20 protein-coding genes are annotated in these 22,425 nt (G+C 44.2%); 4 read left to right on the plus strand and 16 right to left on the minus strand.

Going from position 1 to position 22,425, the window contains the following annotated elements; all coding sequences use genetic code 11:
- Window positions 1-222 precede the first annotated feature (222 nt).
- From infB to rimP, 3 genes are all read right to left on the minus strand, one after another.
- Window positions 223-3,237 (minus strand): translation initiation factor IF-2, encoded by a 3,015-nt coding sequence (infB, locus tag ACLI08_RS13690; RefSeq protein WP_411429064.1) that lies wholly within the window; start codon window positions 3,235-3,237, stop codon window positions 223-225.
- Window positions 3,238-3,312: 75 nt separating this feature from the next.
- Window positions 3,313-4,554: a transcription termination factor NusA gene (nusA, locus tag ACLI08_RS13695; RefSeq protein ID WP_411429065.1), complete on the minus strand. Its 1,242-nt coding sequence runs from the start codon at window positions 4,552-4,554 to the stop codon at window positions 3,313-3,315.
- A gap of 19 nt (window positions 4,555-4,573) precedes the next feature.
- The gene (gene rimP, locus ACLI08_RS13700) at window positions 4,574-5,038 is read right to left on the minus strand and encodes a ribosome assembly cofactor RimP (RefSeq protein WP_411429066.1); all 465 of its coding nucleotides are present in this window, start codon (window positions 5,036-5,038) and stop codon (window positions 4,574-4,576) included.
- Between the two features lie 176 nt (window positions 5,039-5,214).
- On the opposite strand from rimP, the gene ACLI08_RS13705 reads away from it, so the two are divergent.
- Window positions 5,215-6,042 carry a universal stress protein gene (locus ACLI08_RS13705; protein ID WP_411429067.1) on the plus strand — a complete coding sequence of 276 codons (828 nt, stop codon included), beginning with the start codon at window positions 5,215-5,217 and terminating at the stop codon, window positions 6,040-6,042.
- Between the two features lie 101 nt (window positions 6,043-6,143).
- Here the strand turns inward: ACLI08_RS13705 and ACLI08_RS13710 are convergent, their stop codons facing one another.
- From ACLI08_RS13710 to ACLI08_RS13720, 3 genes are all read right to left on the minus strand, one after another.
- On the minus strand, window positions 6,144-6,752 hold the full coding sequence (locus ACLI08_RS13710) for a GAF domain-containing protein (protein ID WP_411429068.1): 609 nt from the start codon (window positions 6,750-6,752) through the stop codon (window positions 6,144-6,146).
- Between the two features lie 39 nt (window positions 6,753-6,791).
- Window positions 6,792-6,971: a hypothetical protein gene (locus ACLI08_RS13715; RefSeq protein WP_411429069.1), complete on the minus strand. Its 180-nt coding sequence runs from the start codon at window positions 6,969-6,971 to the stop codon at window positions 6,792-6,794.
- Window positions 6,972-7,037: 66 nt separating this feature from the next.
- Window positions 7,038-8,570, minus strand: a complete 1,533-nt coding sequence (locus ACLI08_RS13720; protein ID WP_411429070.1) for a GH3 auxin-responsive promoter family protein — start codon at window positions 8,568-8,570, stop codon at window positions 7,038-7,040.
- Between the two features lie 40 nt (window positions 8,571-8,610).
- Here ACLI08_RS13720 and ACLI08_RS13725 point away from each other — a divergent pair, with 40 nt between their 5' ends.
- Entirely contained in the window at window positions 8,611-9,405 is a 795-nt protein-coding gene (locus ACLI08_RS13725) for a DUF2797 domain-containing protein (RefSeq protein WP_411429071.1), read from the plus strand.
- A gap of 56 nt (window positions 9,406-9,461) precedes the next feature.
- On the opposite strand, the gene ACLI08_RS13730 is transcribed toward ACLI08_RS13725, so the two are convergent.
- The 3 genes from ACLI08_RS13730 to ACLI08_RS13740 form a co-directional block, all read right to left on the minus strand.
- Window positions 9,462-10,859 (minus strand): T9SS type A sorting domain-containing protein, encoded by a 1,398-nt coding sequence (locus ACLI08_RS13730; protein WP_411429072.1) that lies wholly within the window; start codon window positions 10,857-10,859, stop codon window positions 9,462-9,464.
- A gap of 164 nt (window positions 10,860-11,023) precedes the next feature.
- Window positions 11,024-11,707 carry a LytR/AlgR family response regulator transcription factor gene (locus ACLI08_RS13735; protein ID WP_411429073.1) on the minus strand — a complete coding sequence of 228 codons (684 nt, stop codon included), beginning with the start codon at window positions 11,705-11,707 and terminating at the stop codon, window positions 11,024-11,026.
- Window positions 11,704-12,780, minus strand: coding sequence for a sensor histidine kinase (locus ACLI08_RS13740; protein WP_411429074.1), 1,077 nt, complete (start codon window positions 12,778-12,780; stop codon window positions 11,704-11,706). Before ACLI08_RS13740 ends, ACLI08_RS13735 begins: the two co-directional genes overlap by 4 nt.
- A 200-nt stretch (window positions 12,781-12,980) precedes the next feature.
- On the opposite strand from ACLI08_RS13740, the gene ACLI08_RS13745 reads away from it, so the two are divergent.
- Window positions 12,981-16,283 (plus strand): T9SS type B sorting domain-containing protein, encoded by a 3,303-nt coding sequence (locus tag ACLI08_RS13745; protein WP_411429075.1) that lies wholly within the window; start codon window positions 12,981-12,983, stop codon window positions 16,281-16,283.
- 56 nt (window positions 16,284-16,339) lie between these two features.
- Here the strand turns inward: ACLI08_RS13745 and ACLI08_RS13750 are convergent, their stop codons facing one another.
- The 4 genes from ACLI08_RS13750 to ACLI08_RS13765 all read right to left on the minus strand — a co-directional run bounded on the left by ACLI08_RS13750 (window position 16,340) and on the right by ACLI08_RS13765 (window position 19,269).
- Entirely contained in the window at window positions 16,340-16,669 is a 330-nt protein-coding gene (locus ACLI08_RS13750) for a ferredoxin (RefSeq protein WP_411429076.1), read from the minus strand.
- Window positions 16,670-16,757: 88 nt separating this feature from the next.
- Window positions 16,758-17,810 carry an NAD(P)/FAD-dependent oxidoreductase gene (locus tag ACLI08_RS13755; RefSeq protein WP_411429077.1) on the minus strand — a complete coding sequence of 351 codons (1,053 nt, stop codon included), beginning with the start codon at window positions 17,808-17,810 and terminating at the stop codon, window positions 16,758-16,760.
- Window positions 17,811-17,897: 87 nt separating this feature from the next.
- The gene (locus tag ACLI08_RS13760; RefSeq protein ID WP_411429078.1) at window positions 17,898-18,137 is read right to left on the minus strand and encodes a NifU family protein; all 240 of its coding nucleotides are present in this window, start codon (window positions 18,135-18,137) and stop codon (window positions 17,898-17,900) included.
- A gap of 1 nt (window position 18,138) precedes the next feature.
- Window positions 18,139-19,269, minus strand: coding sequence for a P-loop NTPase (locus ACLI08_RS13765; protein WP_411429079.1), 1,131 nt, complete (start codon window positions 19,267-19,269; stop codon window positions 18,139-18,141).
- Between the two features lie 584 nt (window positions 19,270-19,853).
- Between ACLI08_RS13765 and ACLI08_RS13770 the strand changes: the two genes are divergently transcribed.
- On the plus strand, window positions 19,854-20,609 hold the full coding sequence (locus ACLI08_RS13770) for a helix-turn-helix transcriptional regulator (RefSeq protein ID WP_411429080.1): 756 nt from the start codon (window positions 19,854-19,856) through the stop codon (window positions 20,607-20,609).
- 74 nt (window positions 20,610-20,683) lie between these two features.
- On the opposite strand, the gene ACLI08_RS13775 is transcribed toward ACLI08_RS13770, so the two are convergent.
- From ACLI08_RS13775 to trmB, 3 genes are read right to left on the minus strand one after another with little or no spacing between them, the layout of a single operon-like run.
- Window positions 20,684-21,016 (minus strand): MGMT family protein, encoded by a 333-nt coding sequence (locus tag ACLI08_RS13775; RefSeq protein ID WP_411429081.1) that lies wholly within the window; start codon window positions 21,014-21,016, stop codon window positions 20,684-20,686.
- 20 nt (window positions 21,017-21,036) lie between these two features.
- Window positions 21,037-21,678 (minus strand): LysE family transporter, encoded by a 642-nt coding sequence (locus ACLI08_RS13780; protein ID WP_411429082.1) that lies wholly within the window; start codon window positions 21,676-21,678, stop codon window positions 21,037-21,039.
- A gap of 2 nt (window positions 21,679-21,680) precedes the next feature.
- Window positions 21,681-22,355, minus strand: coding sequence for a tRNA (guanosine(46)-N7)-methyltransferase TrmB (gene trmB, locus ACLI08_RS13785; RefSeq protein ID WP_411429083.1), 675 nt, complete (start codon window positions 22,353-22,355; stop codon window positions 21,681-21,683).
- Between the last annotated feature and the right edge of the window lie 70 nt (window positions 22,356-22,425).

The following is a 22,425-nucleotide window of genomic DNA, read 5'->3' on the forward strand; positions in this document are numbered from 1 at the left end:
AGCAATAACCCCGCTTGTTAACAACACGGAAAATCATTCAGGAAAAATTTCCTATTAACCATTGTGCTTATCAAAAGCATAACCAAAAATAAACCTCATAACGTCCGGGCAATGCTATTACTAATATTGCAGGAACTTAGCGCCAGAATAATCGTAACCCTTGGTTAAGGCATAAAAAAAGTCCCGCTTTGCAGCGGGACTTTCCTGTTATATATAGAAGTATTACTTCAGCTTTTTCTTAACCTCCACTTCCTGGAAGGCTTCTATAACGTCGTACTGGTGAATGTCGTTATAGTTCTTAATCTGCATACCACAGTCGTACCCTTTAGAAACTTCTTTAACGTCGTCTTTAAAGCGTTTTAGTGTAGCAAGCTCTCCGGTGTAGATAACCACGCCTTCGCGGATAAGCCTTATCCTTGAGTTACGGAATATCTTACCATCGGTAACCATACAACCAGCAATACTACCCACTTTAGAAATCTTGAATACTTCACGGATTTCTGCAGTACCGGTAATTTCCTCTTTCATTTCCGGAGAAAGCATACCTTCCATAGCGTCTTTCAGGTCGTCTATAGCATCATAGATAATAGAGTAGTGACGGATGTCTATTTCCTCTTTATCAGCAAGCTGCTTGGCGTTACCTGCAGGGCGTACGTTAAAGCCTATAATAATGGCATCTGAAGCCGACGCAAGCATTACATCACTTTCGGTAATAGCACCTACACCTTTGTGAATAATCCTGATCTCGATTTCTTCGGTAGACAGTTTTCCGAATGAGTCGGCAAGCGCCTCAACCGAACCGTCCACGTCACCTTTAATAATAAGGTTAAGTTCTTTAAACTGCCCCAGGGCAATACGCCTTCCAAGCTCTGCAAGTGTAGTATGTTTTTTAGTACGTGCAGACTGCTCACGGATAAGCTGTGTACGCTTAGCGGCAATTTGCTTCGCCTCGCGCTCGTCTTCAAATACGTTAAACTTATCACCCGCCGCCGGAGCACCATCTAAACCAAGGATAGATATTGGCGTAGAAGGGCCTGCCTCTTTAATGTTGTGGCCGCGCTCATCGTGCATTGCCTTAATCTTACCATGGTTTTTACCGGCAAGTACGTAGTCGCCCACGCGTAGTGTACCGGCCTGAACCAGTACCGTAGACACATAACCACGGCCTTTATCAAGCTGTGCTTCTACTACTGTACCCACAGCTGGCTTATTAGGGTTAGCCTTAAGGTCAAGGATTTCGGCTTCAAGCAGTACTTTTTCAAGTAGTTCCCTTACACCTATACCTTTTTTGGCAGATATATCATGCGATTGGTATTTACCACCCCAGTCTTCTACAAGGAGGTTCATACCGGCAAGTTTTTCTTTAATTTTCTCAGGGTTTGCCGTAGGCTTATCTACCTTGTTAATGGCAAATATCATAGGCACGTTAGCTGCCTGTGCGTGTGCTATTGCTTCTTTAGTCTGCGGCATTATATCGTCGTCTGCAGCAATTACAATAATAGCAATATCTGTCACCTGGGCACCACGTGCACGCATTGCGGTAAACGCCTCGTGACCCGGTGTATCAAGGAAGGTAATTTTTTGCCCATTATCCAGGGTAACACCATAGGCACCAATGTGCTGGGTAATACCTCCTGATTCGCCCGCAATAACGTTAGCCTTACGGATGTAATCCAAAAGCGATGTTTTACCGTGGTCTACGTGACCCATTACCGTAACAATAGGCGCACGTGTTACAAGGTCTTCTTCGCGGTCTACCACCTCTTCGGCTGCTTCTTCAATATCAGTAGTTACAAAGTTAACTTCATAACCAAACTCGTCTGCTACAATCTTAAGCGTTTCGGCATCCAGCCTCTGGTTCATGGTAACCATTAGTCCCAGCGCCATACACGTACCGATTACTTTAGTAATAGGCACCTCCATCATGGTAGCAATTTCGCCTACCGTAACAAACTCGGTTACGTTAAGCACTTTGCTTCCTTCTTCGGCTAAGCGTTGTTCTTCGTCGCTACGCTGACGGTGTGTTTCACGCTTGTCCCTACGGTATTTAGATGCTTTAGACTTAGATCCTTTACCCTGAAGTTTTTCAAGGGTTTCGCGGATTTGGTTTTTTACTTCTTCTTCGGTAGGCTCTACCTTAGCTACAATCGCAGGGCGTTTGTTAAAGTTATTACCGCCACCACCGTGAGGCCTGTTACCGCCACCCGGACGGTTACCACCGCCATTGTTTGGCCTGTTACCACCTTGGTTGTTACCGCCGCCCTGGTTTTGGTTGTTACCACCCTGGCCCGGAGTACCCGGCTTAGGCGCTATACGGTTACGCTTCTTTTTATCGGCGTTGTTGTTGTTATTGTTGTTGCCACCTTGTGCACCACCCGGCCTGTTATTATTGTTGTCTTTACGGAAATCTTCTTTCTTTTTCTTTGGTTTATCAAACTGAGAAAGGTCAATTTTTTGTCCTGTAAAGGTAGTACCGGTAAGTTTTTGGTACTGTGTTTCAATTTTTTCAGGAGCTGCAGGCGTTTCGTCTGCTGCTTGCTGAGTGGCTGCCGGTGCAGGAGCCGGTGCCTGCTGTTGTGCCGGTGCCGGAGTTTCCGCTTTCGGCTGTGCCGGAGCCTGTGGTTTAGCAGGAGCCTGTTTAGGCTGCTGTGCTGCTACAGGGGCTGCTTTTGGCGTTTCGGCTTTCGGCTGTTGTGGCGCAGGTGCCTGTTGTACCGGTTTAGGCGTTTCCTGTACCGGTGCGGCTTTTGGTTCTTCTGCCTTAGGGGCAGCTACCGGAGCCGGTGTCTCTGCCGGTTTTTCGGCTACTGGTTGCGCAGGTACAGCATTGTCTGAAGATGCTGGTTCCGGAGCAGGTTCAGTTTTCTTAGGGTTTAAATCTATTTTACCTACGGCCACGGGTCCGCTAAGTGAAGCGCGTGCGCGGATCACTTCTTGCTGCTGCCTTTGCTTTTCTTCTTCCTGCTTCCTTTTCTCCTCAAGCTCGCGTTCTCTTTCAAGGCGAAGCGCTTCTTTTTCCTTGCGCTTTTCCTCACTTACTTCAAGAGAAGCAGCTTTGTTACTTTGGTCGGCAGAAAATTGCTTTATAAGGGCATTATACTCCGCGCCTGAAATCTTGGCGTTAGGGCTCGATTCTATAACGTGTCCTTTCTCTTTAAGAAAGTCTACAGCCCTGTCCAGCGAAATGTTTAATTCCCTTAAAACTTTGTTTAATCTTATTGCTCTTTCTTCAGACATAAATTTTTATTACTGTTATCGTCGGTGCGTTGTGTTGTGGTGCTGTTACAGCAGGTTTAGTATGTTGTGTACGTGTTAGTCTTCAAATTCCTCCCTAAGTATCCTTACTACTTCCAGTACGGTTTCTTCCTCAAGGTCTGTTCTTCTTACAAGGTCTTTTACATCCTGGTTAAGTACGCTACGGGCAGTATCAAGGCCTATCTTAGCAAACTCTTCTATAATCCACTGATCTATTTCATCAGAGAATTCTGTTAGCTCTACATCTTCCTCCTCTGCCAGGTTACCCTCGCGTATTACATCAAGCTCATATCCTGTAAGCTGGCCGGCAAGTTTAATGTTATGCCCGCCGCGGCCTATGGCTTTAGAAACCTCATCAAGCTTAAGGAACACATCAGCTCTTTTGTTAGCCTCATCCAGTTTTATAGAAGAAACTTTGGCCGGGCTCAGTGCCCTTGATATAAACAGCTGTGTATTTGCTGTAAAGTTAATTACATCTATATTTTCGTTACCCAGTTCACGTACAATACCATGTATACGGCTACCCTTCATACCCACACAAGCACCTACAGGATCTATCCTGTCATCGTAAGAATCTACGGCTACTTTTGCTTTTTCGCCCGGTATCCTTACTACTTTTTTAATGGTTATAAGACCGTCAGACACTTCAGGGATTTCCTGTTCAAAAAGTTTCTCAAGGAACTTTTCTGAAGTACGCGACATAATGATTTGCGGCTTGTTACCTTTAAGCTCTACGTTTTCTATGATACCGCGCACGTTATCTCCCTTACGGAAAAAGTCAGACGGAATCTGTTTTTCTTTAGGCAGCACGATTTCGTTACCCTCATCATCCACCAAAATTACAGCTTTTGGCCTTACGTGGTGTACTTCGGCAGTATAAATATCTCCTATAATATCCTTAAACTGCTTATAAAGGTTTGTGTTATCGTGTTCGTGTATCTTAGAAATAAGGTTTTGGCGCAGTGCAAGGATAGCCCTGCGGCCCAGCTGTATAAGCTTCACTTCTTCAGAAACCTCCTCGCCCACCTCAAAGTCGGGTTCTATTTTACGGGCTTCAGAAAGTGAAATTTCAGAGTTAGAGTCTTCCACCTCGCCATCGGCTACAACCACGCGGTTCCTCCATATCTCCATATCTCCTTTATCAGGGTTGATGATAATATCAAAGTTATCATCAGATCCGTATTTTTTCTTAAGGGCGTTCCTGAAAACATCTTCCAGGATGGCCATAAGGGTAACGCGATCGATAAGCTTATCATCTTTAAACTCTGAAAACGAATCTATTAATGCCAGGTTTTCCATGCCAACGTGTTTATTTTTTTTAAAATTTTATTACAACAACTGCTTGTTTTATATCTCCATAAGGGATTTCGGCCCTTTTTGTTACGGTTTCTTTTCCTTTACCTATTTTTTTAGGTTCGCGCGCGGTCCATTCCAGCACAGCCACCTCATCTGTAGCATCTACAAGCGGGGCTTCAATTTCGCCTTCCGCTGTTTTTACCAAAAGCGTGCGGCCTATGTTCTTTTTAAACTGCCTAGGCTGCTTAAGCGGGCTTGCCGCACCGGCCGATGCCACCTCGAGGGCAAAGTCTTCCTCTTCCCTGTCCAGGTTATGCTCTACCGCACGGCTCATGTCTATGCAGTCTTGCAGGGTAACACCGTTATCTCCGTCTATGGTAAGGATGATTTTATTATCTGTACCTACTGTAAGATCTATAAGGAAAAGGTCTGTACGCTCTGCAAGGGCAGCGGCTACCAAAGCCTCTACTTTGTCTTTTAATGCCATAACTTGTATAAAAAGAGGGGACTCCGTGTCCCCTCATCATTTATGATTTAATAAATAACGGTGCAAATATACATCTTTTTTTTATATCTTGAAAATCATTGGTTAATGTAAAATTAATTCTTACCTTTCCACTGTTTATTATAGCAACCAAAACATTTTTAACAGTACATTTTATTATGAAAAAAATCCTGGTTCCCACAGATTTTTCTGATCATGCCGAATATGCTCTTAAAGTAGCCGCTAAAATAGCACGCGAGCACAACGGCGAAATTTTCCTGCTTCACTTACTGGATTTACCAAGCCAGGAAAACGATGCAGTTGTGGCCGGAGCCGAAGTGCCCGAGGTGGCATTTTTCCTTGCTAAAGCGCGCGAACTTTTTGACGACATAAAGTCAGCCGATTATCTGGACGGAATTACCGTAGATGGCTCTATACTGTACGCCAAAGCTTTTGACGGTATTATTAAAACTGCCCAAAAACACGAAATAGACCTTATTGTAATGGGATCTCACGGTGCCAGCGGCTTTAAGGAAATGTTTATAGGCTCTAACACAGAAAAAGTAGTTCGCCTGTCTGACATACCTGTTCTTGTAATCAAGAAAGACGAAGCAGCCTTTAACCCGAACAACTTTGTATTTGCCTCTAACTTTACTGCCGAAATCAAGAAACCTTTTGCTCAGGTAGTAGACTTTGCAAATAGCTTTAAGGCAAAACTACACTTGCTGTATGTAAATACTCCTAGCGACTTTAAATCGACCCACGCGGCCGAAAAAATGATTAACGACTTTGTAGCCGGTTTTACCATAGAGCACGGCCACACGGTTAACATTTACAACGATGTTAATGTAGAAAAAGGTATACTACACTTTAGCAACAGCATTAATGCCGACCTTGTAGGTATGTGTACACACGGACGCCAGGGTATAGCACACTTCTTTAACGGAAGCATTAGCGAAGACCTTGTAAACCACGCGGTACGCCCGGTTGTTACCTTTAAGATATAATTTCTTTACACAGAAATATTTTGTATGTATGTCCCCTTGCTGCGCAAGGGGATTTTTTTATGCAAAAAAAAGCTGCCTGTTGCAGCTCTTTTATGTATCAACTAACCCTGTTGCTTTTTTAGCGCTTCCGCTACTTTCTTAGCTACAGTTTCATCTAGTTTTTTTGTTTTTAATTCCAGCAATTCGGCTTTAATATCCATTTCGGCTTTAGCCCTGCGCATTTCAAGCAGGTTGGTTACCTGCCTTGCCAGTATTTTAAGCGCCTCCATTTGCTTGTCATTAAGTTTACGGGGTACATTATCTATAACACAAAACGAACCTATACCATACCCATCATGACTTTTTAGCGGTATGCCGGCATAAAAAATAACATCTGGCGCACCGGTAACCAAAGGGTTATCTTTAAACCTGTCGTCCAGGCGCGAGTCTTCTATTATAAAAGGCTCATCGGGCGAAATTATAGCATGCGAGCAGAACGAATGTTGCCTGTGCGTTTCTTCGGCACCTAAACCATGCCTGGATTTAAACCATTGGCGGTCTTTGTCTACCAAGCTTACCAAGGCAATAGGTGTATCGCAAATGATAGCCGCAAGCCGGGTCATGTCATCATAATCCTGCTCTGGAAACGTATCCAGTATATCATACTGCCGCAGCGCCTTCAGCCGCTTTTGGTCAAATTCTTCGGTAAGTCCGTGGTATTTTACCTTCATACAATAAAGTTAGTAAATACAATCCTGAAAAACAGGTTTTTATCCATTAATATGAGCTTCCTGTGCAGTCATCCCATTTTGGGGTATTACTGCAGACAGCGATATGCGGCAACGCCTGTTACAACCGTAGCGGTGTACAGGGCTACACGCCGAAAACAGCAGCAGCGTAGCACTACAAATCATTATAAACTTTTTAGCCGGCATTTGTATCTTCTTCATAACAAAAGTTTTATGCTACAAAAGTAAGCAAACTACAGGCCAAATATTTTCGGTGCTGTGTTAAAGTTAGGCCACGCTCCCATCTTCTACCTGAAGGGCAAGCAGTTGCTCTAAATACGCCCTTTCGTTACTAAGGCGCGGTATTTTGTGCTGGCCTCCCAACTTATCGCGCTCCTTAAGCCAGTCGTAAAACAGCCGTTCCCTGGCTACATTAAGCACCAGCTTATTAAGGGTCATGTTATTATATCGCTTGGCTTCGTAATCGCTGTTTACGGTTTGCAACGCTAAATCAAGCCGCTCCCTAAACGCTTCTACATCTGCCGGATGTTTCTTAAACTCTACAATCCACTCGTGGGCGCCTTTTTCCTTCCCCTCCATAAACACAGGCGCTACGGTATAATCAAGCACTTCGGCACCGGTTTCCTCGCAGGCTTTTGCCAGTGCCTTATCGGTGTTCTCTACCATAAGCTCCTCGCCAAACACGTTAATGTGGTGCTTGGTACGCCCCGTAACGCGTATACGATGCGGGTACAGGCTGGTAAACCTTACGGTATCGCCTACCTGGTAACGCCACAAACCGGCATTAGTAGTAATAACCACAGCGTAGTTTTTACCCTCTTCTACCTCGCTCAGCGGAATTACACGCTGCCTGTCTGTTCCGTACGTATCCATAGGGATAAACTCGTAGAAGATGCCGTAATCCAGCATTAGCAGCAAATCCTTACTGTAATTACTGTCTTGTATGGCAAAGAACCCTTCTGAGGCATTATATATTTCGTAATACTTAAAACTGTCGTTTGGCACAAGGTTACGGTACTGCGTGCGGTAGGGCTCAAAACTTACCCCTCCATGAAAGTACACTTCCAGGTTAGGCCATACCTCCAGCAGGTTTTGCTTTCCGGTGGTTTCAAGTACACGGTTCATAAGCACCATCATCCAGCTGGGTACGCCGGCAAAGCTGGTTACATTTTCATTAACCGTTTCCTCTACAATCGCAGCGAGCTTGGTTTCCCATTCGCCCATAAGCGACACCTTGTTACTTGGCGTACTGCTAAACTCAGCCCAGAAAGGCATATTGTCTATAAGTATAGCAGAAAGGTCGCCAAAGATACTGTTATTATCTTCGTATAACTGTTTACTACCGCCCAAACGCAGGCTTTTGCCGGTGAATAGCTGAGATTCTTCGTTATTGTTAAGATACAGGCACAGCATATCTTTGCCCGCTTTGTAGTGGCAGTCTTCCAGCGCTTCGGGGCTTACGGGTATAAATTTACTCTTAGCGTTAGTGGTTCCGCTGCTTTTGGCAAACCATTTTATTTGGGTAGGCCAAAACACGTTTTGCTCCCCACAGCGCGTGCGCTCTATAAGAGGTTCTAAATCTTCATAGGTACTTACGGGCACCCTTTCGGCAAAGGTGCGGTAGTTAATAACCGATGAAAAATCATATTTTATTCCTGTAAGTGTGTCTTTTGCAGTGGTTACAAGCTGTAACAGCAGTTCTTCCTGTACCTCGTTAGGGTACTTAAGGAACAACTCCATGTCGTGAATACGTTTTTTAAGAATCCACGAAGCAATAGAATTGATAATTGGCAAGGCCATATTTTATATCTTTATTGCCCTAAAAATAGTGATTTTTTACATGCAATACCAAGGCGTACTTACAAAAATGCAAACCGAAGCGGGCAACCCGATTCAGTATTACCTGGTTTTTAACGATGGTTTTATACACATGAACCAGCTGCTGGGCCAGCCCTTTTCTATAAACGTTACAGGCTACCAATGCCTTAGCTGCGGCAAATCAAAAAAAATATGGCGCCAGGGCTTTTGCTACGACTGCTTTTACAGCAGGCCCGAGGCAGGCGACTGGATTATGCGCCCGGAGCTAAGCACGGCACACCTGGGCATAGCCGACCGCGACCTGGATTACGAAAGCCGCGTGCAATTACAGCCCCACGTGGTGTACCTTGCCGCTAGCAGCGACATGAAGGTGGGCGTTACACGCAAAACACAGGTACCCACCCGATGGATAGACCAGGGCGCCAGCTGTGCCACGCCGCTTATAGAGGTACCTAACCGCTACCTGGCCGGTATTACTGAAGTGGCGCTGAAGCAGTATTTTTCGGATAAAATAAACTGGAAAAAAATGCTGATGAATAACATAACCCCGTTTGACCTGCTGGCAAAACGCCACGAAACAAAAGCCCTGCTGCCCGATGAAGCAGCCCCTTTTTTTGATACCACCCCGGAGGTTTTGTATACCCTTGATTATCCTGTGCTGCACTATCCTGCAAAAATAAACAGCCTTAACCTGAGCAATACGCCAAGATACAGCGGTACGCTAGTGGGCATAAAAGGGCAATACCTTATTTTTGAAGACGGCACCGTGCTAAACGTACGGTCTTATGAAGGCTTTACCGTTAACATAGAAATATAAAAAAAGCGGGAAGCAATCTTCCCGCTTTTTAGTTCCCAAGAACCGGTATGTATAGTTTAGTTTTTAACGAATTTAAACGTTTGGGTTTGGTCGCCCTTGTCTATGCGCACAAAGTACGTACCGGCAGCGTAAGACGCTACGTTTACCGATAGGTTAGCCGCGCTGCTCACTTTACCGCTGTACATGGTTTGGCCAAGGCTGTTGTATACCGTAACAGCATCAGGTAGCTCACTGCCCTGTACAGCAATGTTTAGCACAGACGAAGCAGGGTTAGGATACAGGTTAATGCTGTTTAGCAAATCACTTGCCCTTGATGCCGACGGTGCCTGGCAGGTAGTAGATGTTTTTAACGATACCCTGCGGATGGAGTTATTCATAACCGCATTAATACGGTCTTTTTGGTTTAGGGTAAATATATTCATACACTGGTCATCGGTATAATCCATATAGTTCTCTATCATGTCTGACCCTGTGCGTGTAGGGCAAGAATCGGTAGGAGTACAACCGTAATTATAATCGTTTGTAGCAGGCGTATCAGGGCAGTAGTCTTTTACAGAGTCTGACGTATTTACGGTACATGTAAAATCATCGCCACACACGTGCAGCAGGCCGAAACAGTGGCCTATTTCGTGTGTAGCGGTACGGCCATACATATACGTTTGCTGAGAATCGTACGTACCATTAGGGTAAATATCATACGAACCAAAATACTGGTAGCCTATTACAACACCATCTGTATTTGCAGCACCTTCGTTAGAAGAAAGCCCTCCAAGGCCCGATGTACTCGGAAACTGCGCGTATCCTAAAAGGTCTGAGCTACTGCCAAAGTTTACTACCCAGATATTAAAGTAACGGGTAGGATCCCAACTTGTAGAAGGCTTAACACTTGAGTCTATAACCGTTTCATCTGCCCAGCTGGCGCGATTTAAATTTACACGGTGTATACCGGTAGTAGCATTACCGCTAGGATCAGTTTGCGCCATACAAAACTCTATTTCAATATCGGCACCCACCGCATTGGTATTATACCCCGGGGTATTTACCATACGCCTGAAATCCTGGTTAAGCACCGTGATTTGAGACAACACCTGTGCATCTGCTATATTTTCGTTAGACCCCACAGCGTCGCCGTTGTGTATTACGTGTACTACTACAGGAATGCTAACCACTGCCTTAACAGATGTAGTACTCTTGTTTGCAAGGCGTTTTTCTCTTTCTTTTTCTACCAGCGGTGCCAGCCATGCTTCAAACTCATCTCGGGTGGCACGCTTAGGGTCATTCTCCTGAAGGTACTGCTCATATTCGGCAGAGGCACAACGGATTTTCCCGTTTACGGGGTTAACACTCTTTACGGTACGGCCAAACACCTTAGGCAACTCCTGTGCCTGAGTACACAGGGCAGCCCCTATAAAAAACAGGGCAGTAAGGGCGTATTTTGTGGTAAAATTTTTCATGTTTAGATAGTGCTTATATTATTTTTTAAAAAAGGGATGCAATAATACATATTTAACCTGAATACCAGTTACATATAAATGTTAAATTTAACAAAAATCAAACATATTACATTTTTTTATAACAAATCAAACGCTGCGGTGTATGGTGTGTAAACAGCGGTAAACTAAAAATATTTAGCTACTGTATCCTTATACGTATCCCCTACCGGGATAACAAAATCCTCAATCTGGATGGTTTTGTTGTACAGGCTCTTTACTTTATTCATAGGTATAATATAAGACCGGTGTACCCGTAAAAACTCTGGTTGTGGCAACCGCTCTAAAATTGCCTTCATGCTCAGGCGTGCCGTAATAGGCGCTTTACCTTTAAGGTGCACCCTTATGTAATCATCTAAGCCTTCTATAAGCAGTATGTCTTCAAAACCTATACGATGAAGTTTATAATCAGCGCGGAGCATCAGGTAATTGTCTGTAGTTTTCTGTTCGCGGCGTACCCGGTATTCTTTACTCGCCTTATCTGTAGCGGCAATAAAGCGTTCTGCCGAAAAAGGTTTCAGCAGGTAATCTACCGCATTTACATTAAAGCCCTCTACAGCATACTCGCTGTAGGCGGTGGTAAATATAACCATGGTTTCCGGCTTTAGCATCTTGTAAAAGTCAAGCCCGTTTTTGCCCGGCATCTGTATATCCAGGAACAGCAGGTCTACCTCATTGTTTTCCAGGTATGCCAGCGCTTCGTCTGTTTTGGTAAATGTCTTACAAAGCTCTATGTAATCTACCTGAGCACAAAAATGGCTTATTACTTTAAGGGCAAGAGGCTCATCATCTATAGCAATGGCTTTAATCATACGAGCAGTATTATAAGTTTAACTTCAAATATATCTTCGGTTTCATTTATACTAAGGCTGTGCCTTTCCGGGTAAAGATACTCCAGCCTTAGCCGGGTGTTTTCTACTCCCCTGCCACTTACTTCTTCCGGGGGCAGCGTGGTAATAACCTTATTGTTTCGTACTACCATAGTGAGCTGGTCTGCTTCAATAGAAATGGCAATGTGTATTGCCGACTCCTTTTCGGGGTTAAGCCCGTATTTAAAGGCGTTCTCTATAAACGGAATTAATATAAGCGGCGATATTTGCCTGCCCACCACAGGGCCGGTTACCGTATAGTTAAACGTAGTAGCCTCATCCATACGCAGGCGCTGCAGGCTTATATAGTTTTGTATGTAATCAAGTTCGCTTTGCAGGGCCACACGTTCGCGGCTGCTCTCAGTAACCACGTAGCGCATCATCCCTGATAGTTTTAGTATGGCATTTGGCGCGGCATCACTTTTTTCGAGGGTAAGCGCATACAGGCTGTTAAGGGTATTAAATAAAAAGTGTGGGTTTATCTGGGCTTTAAGGTAACTCACTTCAGTTTTTAGCTTTTCGCTTTCCATAGACGAAAGACGCTGGTTTACACGGACCAAAAACGATAAGGAAGAAACCAGCAAAAACTGCCACAGCCCCCCTCCAAAAAACAAGGGCATGTGCCTGTGGCGGCTAAATGCCATGGTATTGCCACTTTGCGGCGCAGGCATGCCGTTTGGCATACTGGTGCTAAAACCTCCCGGCGGATACATCATTTGCCTGTTCCACGGAAAAACATAATCCGGCAGAAATGAAATTACCGCGAAGCACACGGCAAGGCCAAGGACAAACAAGAAATACCGCTTCCTGAAATAAAAATGAGGTATCAGGTAAAAATAATTTACATAAAAAAACACTAACAAAAGTACGTACTGAAAAAAACTTTGCCTGAACGGTGCTATATCAAACAAGTGGGTGTGCGCATTGGTAAGGTCCGGTGAAGACAGTACCGGAATGCTAAGAAACAGGAGGCTTCCCGTAATGTGCACAATGTATTTTTGCAGGTGCTTTGGCATGATTTATTAAAATTAAACAAAAGTAGGCAGTATATAAAATAAGATTTTTAAAAAAGAGGTGAAAATACGGATTAGAGAGGTAAAAAAATAAGTGTGTTAAAACCAACTTTTTGTAGGGGAAATGTGTTATTTTTGAAGGTTTTAATTTTTTAATTTTGAGATTAAAAGTCACCTTTCTGCTCCTTATAACTACCTTAGGCATGTATGCCCAAAAGGAAGCTAACAACTGGTATTTTGGTATAAATGCCGGTATAAAATTTAACGATGACGGCTCTGTAAGTCCGCTTGATGGCGGACAGACCCAAACCAATGAGGGTTGCAGTTCTATAAGCGACCCAGACGGGAACCTGCTGTTTTACAGTGACGGCCGTACCGTATGGGACCGCAACCACATTATAATGCCTAACGGAAACTATTTTGGCGGCACAGGCCTACTGGGCGACCCCAGTAGTACGCAGTCTTGTATTATAGTGCCTAAAAAAGACAACCCTAACATCTACTATATCTTTACCGTAGATGAGCCGCACCAGCAAAACGCCGATGTATACCCTAATCAGTTTAACGGGATTTACAGCGATTCTAACGGAGGTGTTCCTGATCAGGATGATGGATTTAACAACGGGCTTAATTACTCTGTGGTAGATTTATCCGTAATAGGCACTAATGGCAGCATTGGCGATATAACCACGCGCAATGTGCAACTGGTTACCTATGACCCTGCTGATATTAACCAGTTAAAATACAAATGCTCAGAAAAAGTAACCGCGGTAAAAAACGGTAACGGCAGCGGATTCTGGGTAATAAGCCAGTTCATAGACAAGTTTTATGCTTTTGAAGTTACGGCAGCAGGTGTTAACACCACACCTGTGGTTACACAAATAGCACCAAATATTACTATAAGCGGTTACCGCCGCAATGCTATAGGGTGTTTGCGTGCATCGGCTAAAGGGAACTACATTGCCATAGCCCACCAGCAAAACGGCACGGTAACCGGTGGCAACAGCAATAACGGATCTGTTTACCTGTACAATTTTGACAAAGCTACAGGTACAGTATCTAACCCCACGGTAGTACAGCAAGACCAAAAGCCTTACGGTTTAGAGTTTTCGCCAGACGAAAGCCGCCTGTACGTATCGTCTGAAAACCCGGGCAGCGGCGATGGCGAACTGTGGCAGTACACCATTACAGATCCATCTGTAGCCAGCACCACCGGCGTAAGGCTAACAAATGGTTCATCTACTACCACCCTGCAGCTGGGGCCGAATGGTAAAATTTATAAAGCCGTTAATGGGGGTACAGCATTAGATGTTATTAACAACCCTGATGCACAGGGGCTAGCCTGTACGTACAGGGCTGGGGCTGTACCCCTACCCGCAGGCAGTGCTTCAATATTCGGGTTACCGCCTTTTATAACATCTTTATTTTCTGCAAGCATTCAGGCAAAGCTTACCTGTTTTGGCTCGCCTACCAAATTTAGCCTGTATAGCAATAAACAAATACAATCGGTTGTTTGGGATTTTGGCGATGGATCTGCTACTACTACAGACACCACACCTCAGCATACGTATGCTGCACCGGGTACTTATAAGGTTATAGCAGTGATTACCCACCAGGATGGCACCGAAACCATTGACAAAGACATAACCATTACCGTGCCACCCGTAGCCAATACCGCTACCGATATGGTAATTTGCGATACGGATACCGATGGGAAAGCCTCGGTTAACTTAAGCGGTAAAACGAACGAAATACTAGGCAGTCAAAACCCGGCTAACTTTACCGTATATTACTACGCTACCCAGCAAGACGCTATAGACAACACAGCACCACTAAACGCTACAGACTACACTAACACAGTAAATCCACAGGTTATTTATACCCGTGTTGTAAGTAACGTAAACCGTGATTGCTACGCCTTAGGTTCGTTCAACCTTATTATTTCGGGTAAGCCTGCCGCAAATGTAGCCGTAATCGCTGCCTGCGATGACACAACCGATGGTAACGATACTAACGGAAGTACTACGTTTAGCCTTAATGCTTCATCGGGCACGGTAATAGCAAACAGCGATTTTTTGGTTACTTGGCATGCCAGCCAAAACGATGCTGATAATAACATTAACCCGCTTCCTGCAAATTACTATGCTGCAAACGGTACTACGGTGTATGTTAGGGCAGAACATAGAACATATAACTGTGTGTACACGTATCCGGTAAACCTTGCCGTAAGGGCACTACCACCTGTTGTAACAGGGGCATCGCTGAGCCAGTGCGACCCACAGGTAACGCCCGATGGTATTACCAAATTCAACCTTACACAAGCCGACAGCCAGTTTACGGGCGGTAACAGTAACTATGCTGTAAGTTACTACACATCGGTAAGCGATGCAGAACAAAAGATTAACGAAATTACAGGCGCTTATACTAATGCTGTTGCGTACTCAGACACCGTTACTGCAAGGCTGGAAAATGTAGCTTCGGGCTGTTACAGGTTGCTTACGCTTAACCTTACGGTTACTACAGCCAGCTATGCCCCGGTAACACTATCTGAATGTGATGAAGTAACCGCAGAAGACGGCTTTAAGCAATTTAACCTTGCCGATGCAGGCTACGAAACCGCCGGCAACACCGTTACCTATTATGCCAGCGAACAGGATGCGCTTTTAGAACAAAATGCACTCCCGGTACTATTTACTAATACAGTACCAAACAACCAGACCGTTTACGCACGCGTGGAAAATAACAACACCTGCCTTGCCATAGCAGTAATAAACCTGCAGGTATTTACACTGCCAAACATTGTACAGCAAGACACCGGCATTGTGTGCCTTAACACAGGCGAATACATAACCCTAACCGCTGGCATATCGGGCAGCCAGTACCGCTATCTGTGGTCTAACGGGGCCGTTACACAGTTTATTAGCGTAAACACACCAGGCGTGTATAGCGTGGTGGTAACAAACGTAAATACAGGCTGTAATAAAACACGCACCATAACGGTAACACCAAGCAACGTAGCTACAATAAACGATATTGAAGTAACAGACCTTACCGAGAACAACACGGTAACCATAATTGCTACGCCTACCGGCGGGGTAGACACTACCTACCTTTACAGCCTTGATGCGCCAAACGGCCCATGGCAGGCAGAACCGCTATTTGAAAACGTAGCTGCCGGCATACACACTATATACGTATACGACACAAAAGGGTGTGGTATTGTTAAACGAAATGTGGGTGTGTTACAAATACCTAAATTTTTTACCCCTAACGGCGATGGCACTAACGACTACTGGCGTATACCGGGTATTGCCGCCAGTAACTATTATAACAGCCGCATTTATATTTTTGACCGATACGGAAAACTGGTTGCAGGGCTTCCACCATACAGCCAGGGATGGGATGGCACGCTTAACGGGCACCCGCTACCCAGCACAGACTACTGGTACGTGATTGAACTTACCGACGGACGTATAATAAAAGGACACTTTAGCCTAATACGATAAAAATAGGGCTTAACCTAAAAACAAAAATCCCCAAACATTGCTGTTTGGGGATTTTTTTATTCGTGTGGGGCTAGTGCTATTTCAAGCCCGTCTATTTCTTCGGTTATGGGTATCTGGCAACCCAGCCTGCTGTTTGGCTTTACGTTATAGGCCTCGGCCAGCATGGCATCCTCATCGGGGCCCATTTCAGGCAACGAAACATCATTAAGCACATAACACTGGCATGATGCACACATGGCCATACCACCGCAAATGCCTATGGTACCCTCGGGTGCCAGCTCATACGCACGCACCACTTCCATAATGTTCATGGCCATGTCTGTAGGCGCTTCCACCTCATGGGTTATCCCATCGCGGTCTGTTATTTTAAGTTTTATCTCACTCATTCTTCAGGTTTATAGTTCATAGTTTATGGTTTATGGTTTTAGACCGCTTAACGAACTATAAACTACAAACCATAAACTACAAACGCTTTTATTCTATCGCTTTAACCACCTGTTTTTCGGCTTCCTTACGGGTACCGTCAAAACCATCTACGCCACTTACGGTGGTATATTTAAGCACATACTTTTTACCGGGGTTAATACGGTTGTACACACTTTGGCACATAAGGGTAGCTTCGTGGAAACCACACAATATAAGCTTTAGCTTACCCGGATAAGTATTAACATCGCCTATGGCGTATATACCCTCTATATTGGTCTGGTAATCCAGTGCATTGTTTACTTTAATGGCATTCTTTTCTATTTCAAGACCCCAGTCGGCAATAGGCCCAAGCTTTGGCGTTAAGCCAAAAAGCGGTATAAAATAATCCGTTTCCAAGATTGATTTTTCGCCTTCAATATCAAGTTCTACAGCCTCTACCTTACCGTTACCTAATACATTAGTAATCTCGGCAGGCGTAACCAGGTTTACTTTGCCCAGCTTTTTAAGTTCCTGTACCTTCTCTACGCTGTCCAGCGCGCCACGAAACTCGTTACGGCGGTGTACCAGTGTAACCTCGGCAGCCACATCGGCAAGGAAAACCGTCCAGTCCAGCGCAGAGTCGCCTCCGCCGGCTATAACAATGCGCTTATCGCGAAACTGCTCAGGATTCTTTACAAAATACTCTACACCTTTTTCCTCATAGTTGGCTATACCATCTATAAGAGGTTTACGGGGTTCAAAACTGCCCAAACCACCCGCAATAGCTACCGCCTTGGCATGGTGCTTAGTACCTTTATTAGTAGTAACAATAAAAGTACCGTCTTCCAGCTTATCTATGGTTTCGGCACGTTCGTTAAGGGTAAAGCCCGGCTGAAACTGCTTTATTTGCTCCATAAGGTTAGTAACCAAATCTCCCGCCAGTACCGAAGGATACCCCGGTATATCGAAAATAGGTTTCTTAGGATACAGTTCGGCAAGCTGCCCGCCCGGTTGCGGCAGTGCATCTATAATATGGCACTTTAGCTTAAGCAGGCCTGCTTCAAATACGGCAAAGAGCCCTGTGGGCCCTGCACCTATAATAAGTATATCTGTACTAATCATTTCGTATAAAAATGGGTAAAAACGATTTTGGTGGCAAAATTGCCAAAAAGCGCTTTAAATAAATATGATAAAAATCATTATAGCGGCTTACGCCACATTTACTACCGTTTCTATTTGTGGCACGTACTTTTTAATGGTGGTTTCCACACCGGCGCGCAGGGTCATTTGATTTACGCTGCACCCCACACAGGCACCTTCAAGGCGCACCTTTACGTGCTTATCATCTTCAATGTCTATAAGGCTTATGTTACCCCCGTCTGATTCCAGGAACGGGCGGATTTCATCAAGCGCTTTTTCCACATTGATTTTTATTTCTTCTGTAGTCATATTATTTCTTTTTTACAGCCGAACACCCGGCCATGGTAGTAATCTTAATCGCTTCGGTAGGCGGCAGGCTGTCGTTACGGTCTACAGTTTCCTGCACTACGTTTCGCGCCAGTTCTTCAAAGGCAGCTTCAAGCGGTGTAGCGGTTTGCAGGGCAGCAGGGCGGCCATAATCTCCGGCTTCGCGAATGCTCTGCACTATAGGCACCTGACCCAGGAAAGGTACATCCAGGTCTTCGGCAAGATTTTTAGCACCTTCTTTACCAAAAATGTAGTATTTATTTTCCGGAAGTTCTTCTGGGGTAAAGTAAGCCATGTTTTCTATAATACCCAGTACCGGCACGTTAATAGCCTCCTGGCGGAACATAGCTACACCTTTCTTAGCATCGGCAAGTGCCACAGCCTGCGGCGTGCTAACTACTACGGCACCCGTAATAGGCAATGCCTGCATAAGGCTAAGGTGAATATCTCCCGTACCCGGTGGCAAGTCTAACAATAAGAAATCCAGCTCACCCCAGTCGGCATCAAAAATCATTTGGTTCAGCGCCTTACCCGCCATAGGGCCACGCCAAATAATGGCTTGCTCAGGCGTGGTAAAAAAGCCTATAGAAAGGATTTCTACTCCATAACTGGTAATGGGCTTCATTTTGCTTTTTCCGTCTACCATTACAGATATAGGCTTTGCACGCTCTACGTCAAACATTATGGGCATAGAAGGGCCGTAAATATCGGCATCCAGCACACCTACCTTAAAGCCCATTTTAGCAAGGGTAACGGCAAGGTTAGCCGTAATGGTAGACTTACCTACCCCACCTTTACCAGACGATACGGCAATAATATTGCTTATGCCCGGTATTTGCTTACCCTTGATTTCGGGTTTTTCAGGAGCTTCTACCCTTACGTTTACCTTTACCTTAGCTTCAGGCGAAACCTGCTCGTGTATGGTTTTTACAATATCGGCTTCAGCACGCTTGCGTATGTGCATGGCAGGGTTTGTTAGTACCAGGTCTACAACGGCTTCATCGCCAAAGGTAAGCACGTTGCGCACGGCACCGCTTTCTACCATATTTTGTCCCTCTCCGGCCAGTGTTATGGTTTCAAGGGCTTTTAATATTTCTTTTCTGTCGAGTTTCATAATTTTAAAGCTAATCGTCTCTTATTAAGACTGATTTCAAATTGCAAAGATACTATGAAAAGTTTATTTACCGAAGTTTTTTGTGAGTATACATTTTATGTTTTTCATCATTAAAACCACTTTAACAACTGTAAATACTAACCTATGTTAATTAACACTTTTTAACATTTGCAAGTATTACCGTACAACCTTTAATCCCGGAAAGCAGTTGTACTATTGCATTGGATTTGCATCACTCTCAGTTTTAATGTAAAATCCATCATTTTTTGGGGCAGGCTATGAAAAAAAAATTTTTTTCACCCTGACCTATGGGGGCTTACTTCGTTGCATTCTGCAACGGGTAATTATTTAAAAAGTGCCGCATAGCTATACCAAGGTATACTATGCGGCTATTTAATTTAATGACAACGATTTCGGTTTTGATTCGCTAAAACACAACACGTTAAATAATTATCAAATATTTATTATCTAAATAGTGCATAAAGTTAATATCTCGCGTGTTTATCAACAAAAAAAAGTGTCAGACTAATACTGATTTGCACTGAAATTACCCTCACTTTTGCCCATTAAAACCAGTACACAAAATGCATCAGGAAAAAATCATCAAAACCGGTGCACGCTTTAAAGACATCAGTTTAAGGCGGCACCACGTCCCGGACAGGGACGACGAAAAACATCATTTTGCGCATCGCTACGAAAACAGGAACATACCCGACTACCTTACCTGGAGCTACAACCTGCGTGATGACAGCTTATTGTTTATAGGTAACAGGGCTAATTTTCCGGGCGTGGAAGATTATAACTTTTCTACCCTGGTAGGCCGCATAAAAAGCTGTTTCCGCAGCCAGTTTACAGACGCCGTTTTTGGTTTTTTGTCTATGGTAAACAACCGCCCACTGCCCGAAGGCATATACCTGTGTGTAAATGTGCCCATAAAACTAAAACCGGGAAACGATCATTACTGTAAAACATCGGTGGTATGCCACTCGCGCGCTAATACGGTAACCGAAATGATTTTTGTAGTAACGCCCGTAAAACGAAACGACAACTACAATTTTTTTACCGAAATTAAAATCAACGGTATAGCCCACGCTGATTTTACAAAATTGCTAAAACAACACATAAGTCCCCCAGACGTAAAACTTACCAAAAAACAGCATGCCATACTACAGGCGCTGAAAAATGGTAAACCCGCCGCCGAAATAGCCCAAACCAATGGCGTAGGTATAAATTCGGTATACAAAATAAACCGCAAGATTATGGAAAAGCTATCGCAATTCTATGAAATGGAGTTTAAAGATGCTAAGGAAGCAGCCGAATACTATTTTCAATCATTTTAAAAAAACCACACCCAACAACTTTCTCCTCACCCTTATTTTTTAAGGCTGCGCCTGTTAGTACAGGTGCAGCTTTTTTAGGCAAGCTCTGTGGCAGGATCCCAAAAGTGTTTTTCAAAATCTACAATCCTGTTGTCTTTTACCATTATGCCTTCGCTCTCCAAAAGCTGCTGCATAAGGTTAGTACCCTCAAAATGATGTTTACCCGTAAGCAGCCCCACGCGGTTTACCACACGGTGCGCCGGCACATCTTTATCATGGCTGCCGTTCATGGCCCAGCCTACCATTCGGGCCGACCTTGCGGCTCCCAGGTATTTAGCAATAGCACCATAGCTGGTAACGCGCCCGTAAGGCACAAGCCGCGCCACAGCATATACTTTTTCAAAAAAATTATCGTCTTGCTGTGCCATAGTATTTAATGTAGGGTAAATCAGTGTTGGTTTCTCAGTATTTTTATAAGGGTAATAATGGCTACAATGCCCGTAACCGAACCTATAAAATAGTGTACGTTTCGCATAAAAAATTCGGTCTTATGCTGAAATTTTTTAAACGAAACAATGTATAGGTAAAATACCGTATACGCTCCCAGTACTATGCCTGCTACAAACAAAAAGGTATTTAGCGCAGAAAAATCAAACGCCCTGCCCCTGCTGAATGATACGGTAACAAATACATAAAACGGTATGGGGAAAAAGTTTAATGCAGAAAGCATGGCACCCATAAGGTAGTTGCCTGTTTTGCTGCGTACTTTTAGCTCCATGTCTTTTTTCTTTTTTTCCTTCTTTTTGGCAAAGAAAAAAAAGTAGACGGTAAGTATGGCAAAAATACCCACGCCCACCTCCTGCAGCTCGGCTATAAGCTCAGGGCTGCGGCTTATAAGCCGGGCAAAGGTTACCGCTACATACGCCTGAACAAATACCACGGTAGCAGCACCAATGGCAAATATCTTGGCGCTTTTTCGGCCTTCTTTAAGGCTTACCTTAGCGGCGGTCATGTTAAGCAATCCCGGTAATGCGGTAGCTACAAATGAAATAACAAAACCCAGTACTACCGGAATTACATAACCAATCATTATTACTTTATTTTAAACCTTATGTAGGTAATAGCCTTACCTATTTCCAGGTATTGCTGCTCATAAAACGTTTGTATGCCGGTTACCATTTCCGGAGCACCTTCGTTTCGGTACACATTGTGGTTTGCATATATAACCTCGTGGCCTTCGCCATGCAACAGCCCAAGGGTATACCCATGCATAAACTCGCTGTCGGTTTTAAGGTTTACAACACCATCGGGCTTCAGTATCCTTTTATAACGCTGCAAAAACTCGGTGTTGGTAAGCCTGTGCTTGGTACGTTTGTACTTAATCTGAGGATCCGGGAAGGTAATCCATATCTCGGTTACTTCACCCTCGGCAAAAAAGTGCTCTATAAGTTCTATCTGTGTACGAAGGAACCCCACGTTAGTAAGGCCTTTTTCTACAGCGGTTTTGGCACCACGCCAAAAGCGGGCACCTTTAATATCTATACCTATATAGTTGTTTTCCGGGAAACGTTCGGCAAGGCCTACAGTATATTCGCCTTTGCCACAGCCCAGTTCCAGTACTATGGGCTTATCATTTTTAAAGAAATCCTCGTTCCATTTGCCTTTTAGCGGAAAATCGCCGGCTACGGCTTCCTCCCTTGAGGGCTGAAGTACGTTACCAAAAGTGTCGTTTTCCTTAAAGCGTTTCAGTTTATTCTTGCTTCCCACTGTTAAAATTTAAATTTTTGGTAAAATTAGGGAAATATATGAGAATTGAAATAATTTTAGATTGCGTGGA

The sequence above is a fragment of the Flavobacterium sp. RNTU_13 genome (assembly GCF_046614455.1).
In the GTDB taxonomy this organism is placed as follows: Bacteria; Bacteroidota; Bacteroidia; order Flavobacteriales; family Flavobacteriaceae; genus Flavobacterium.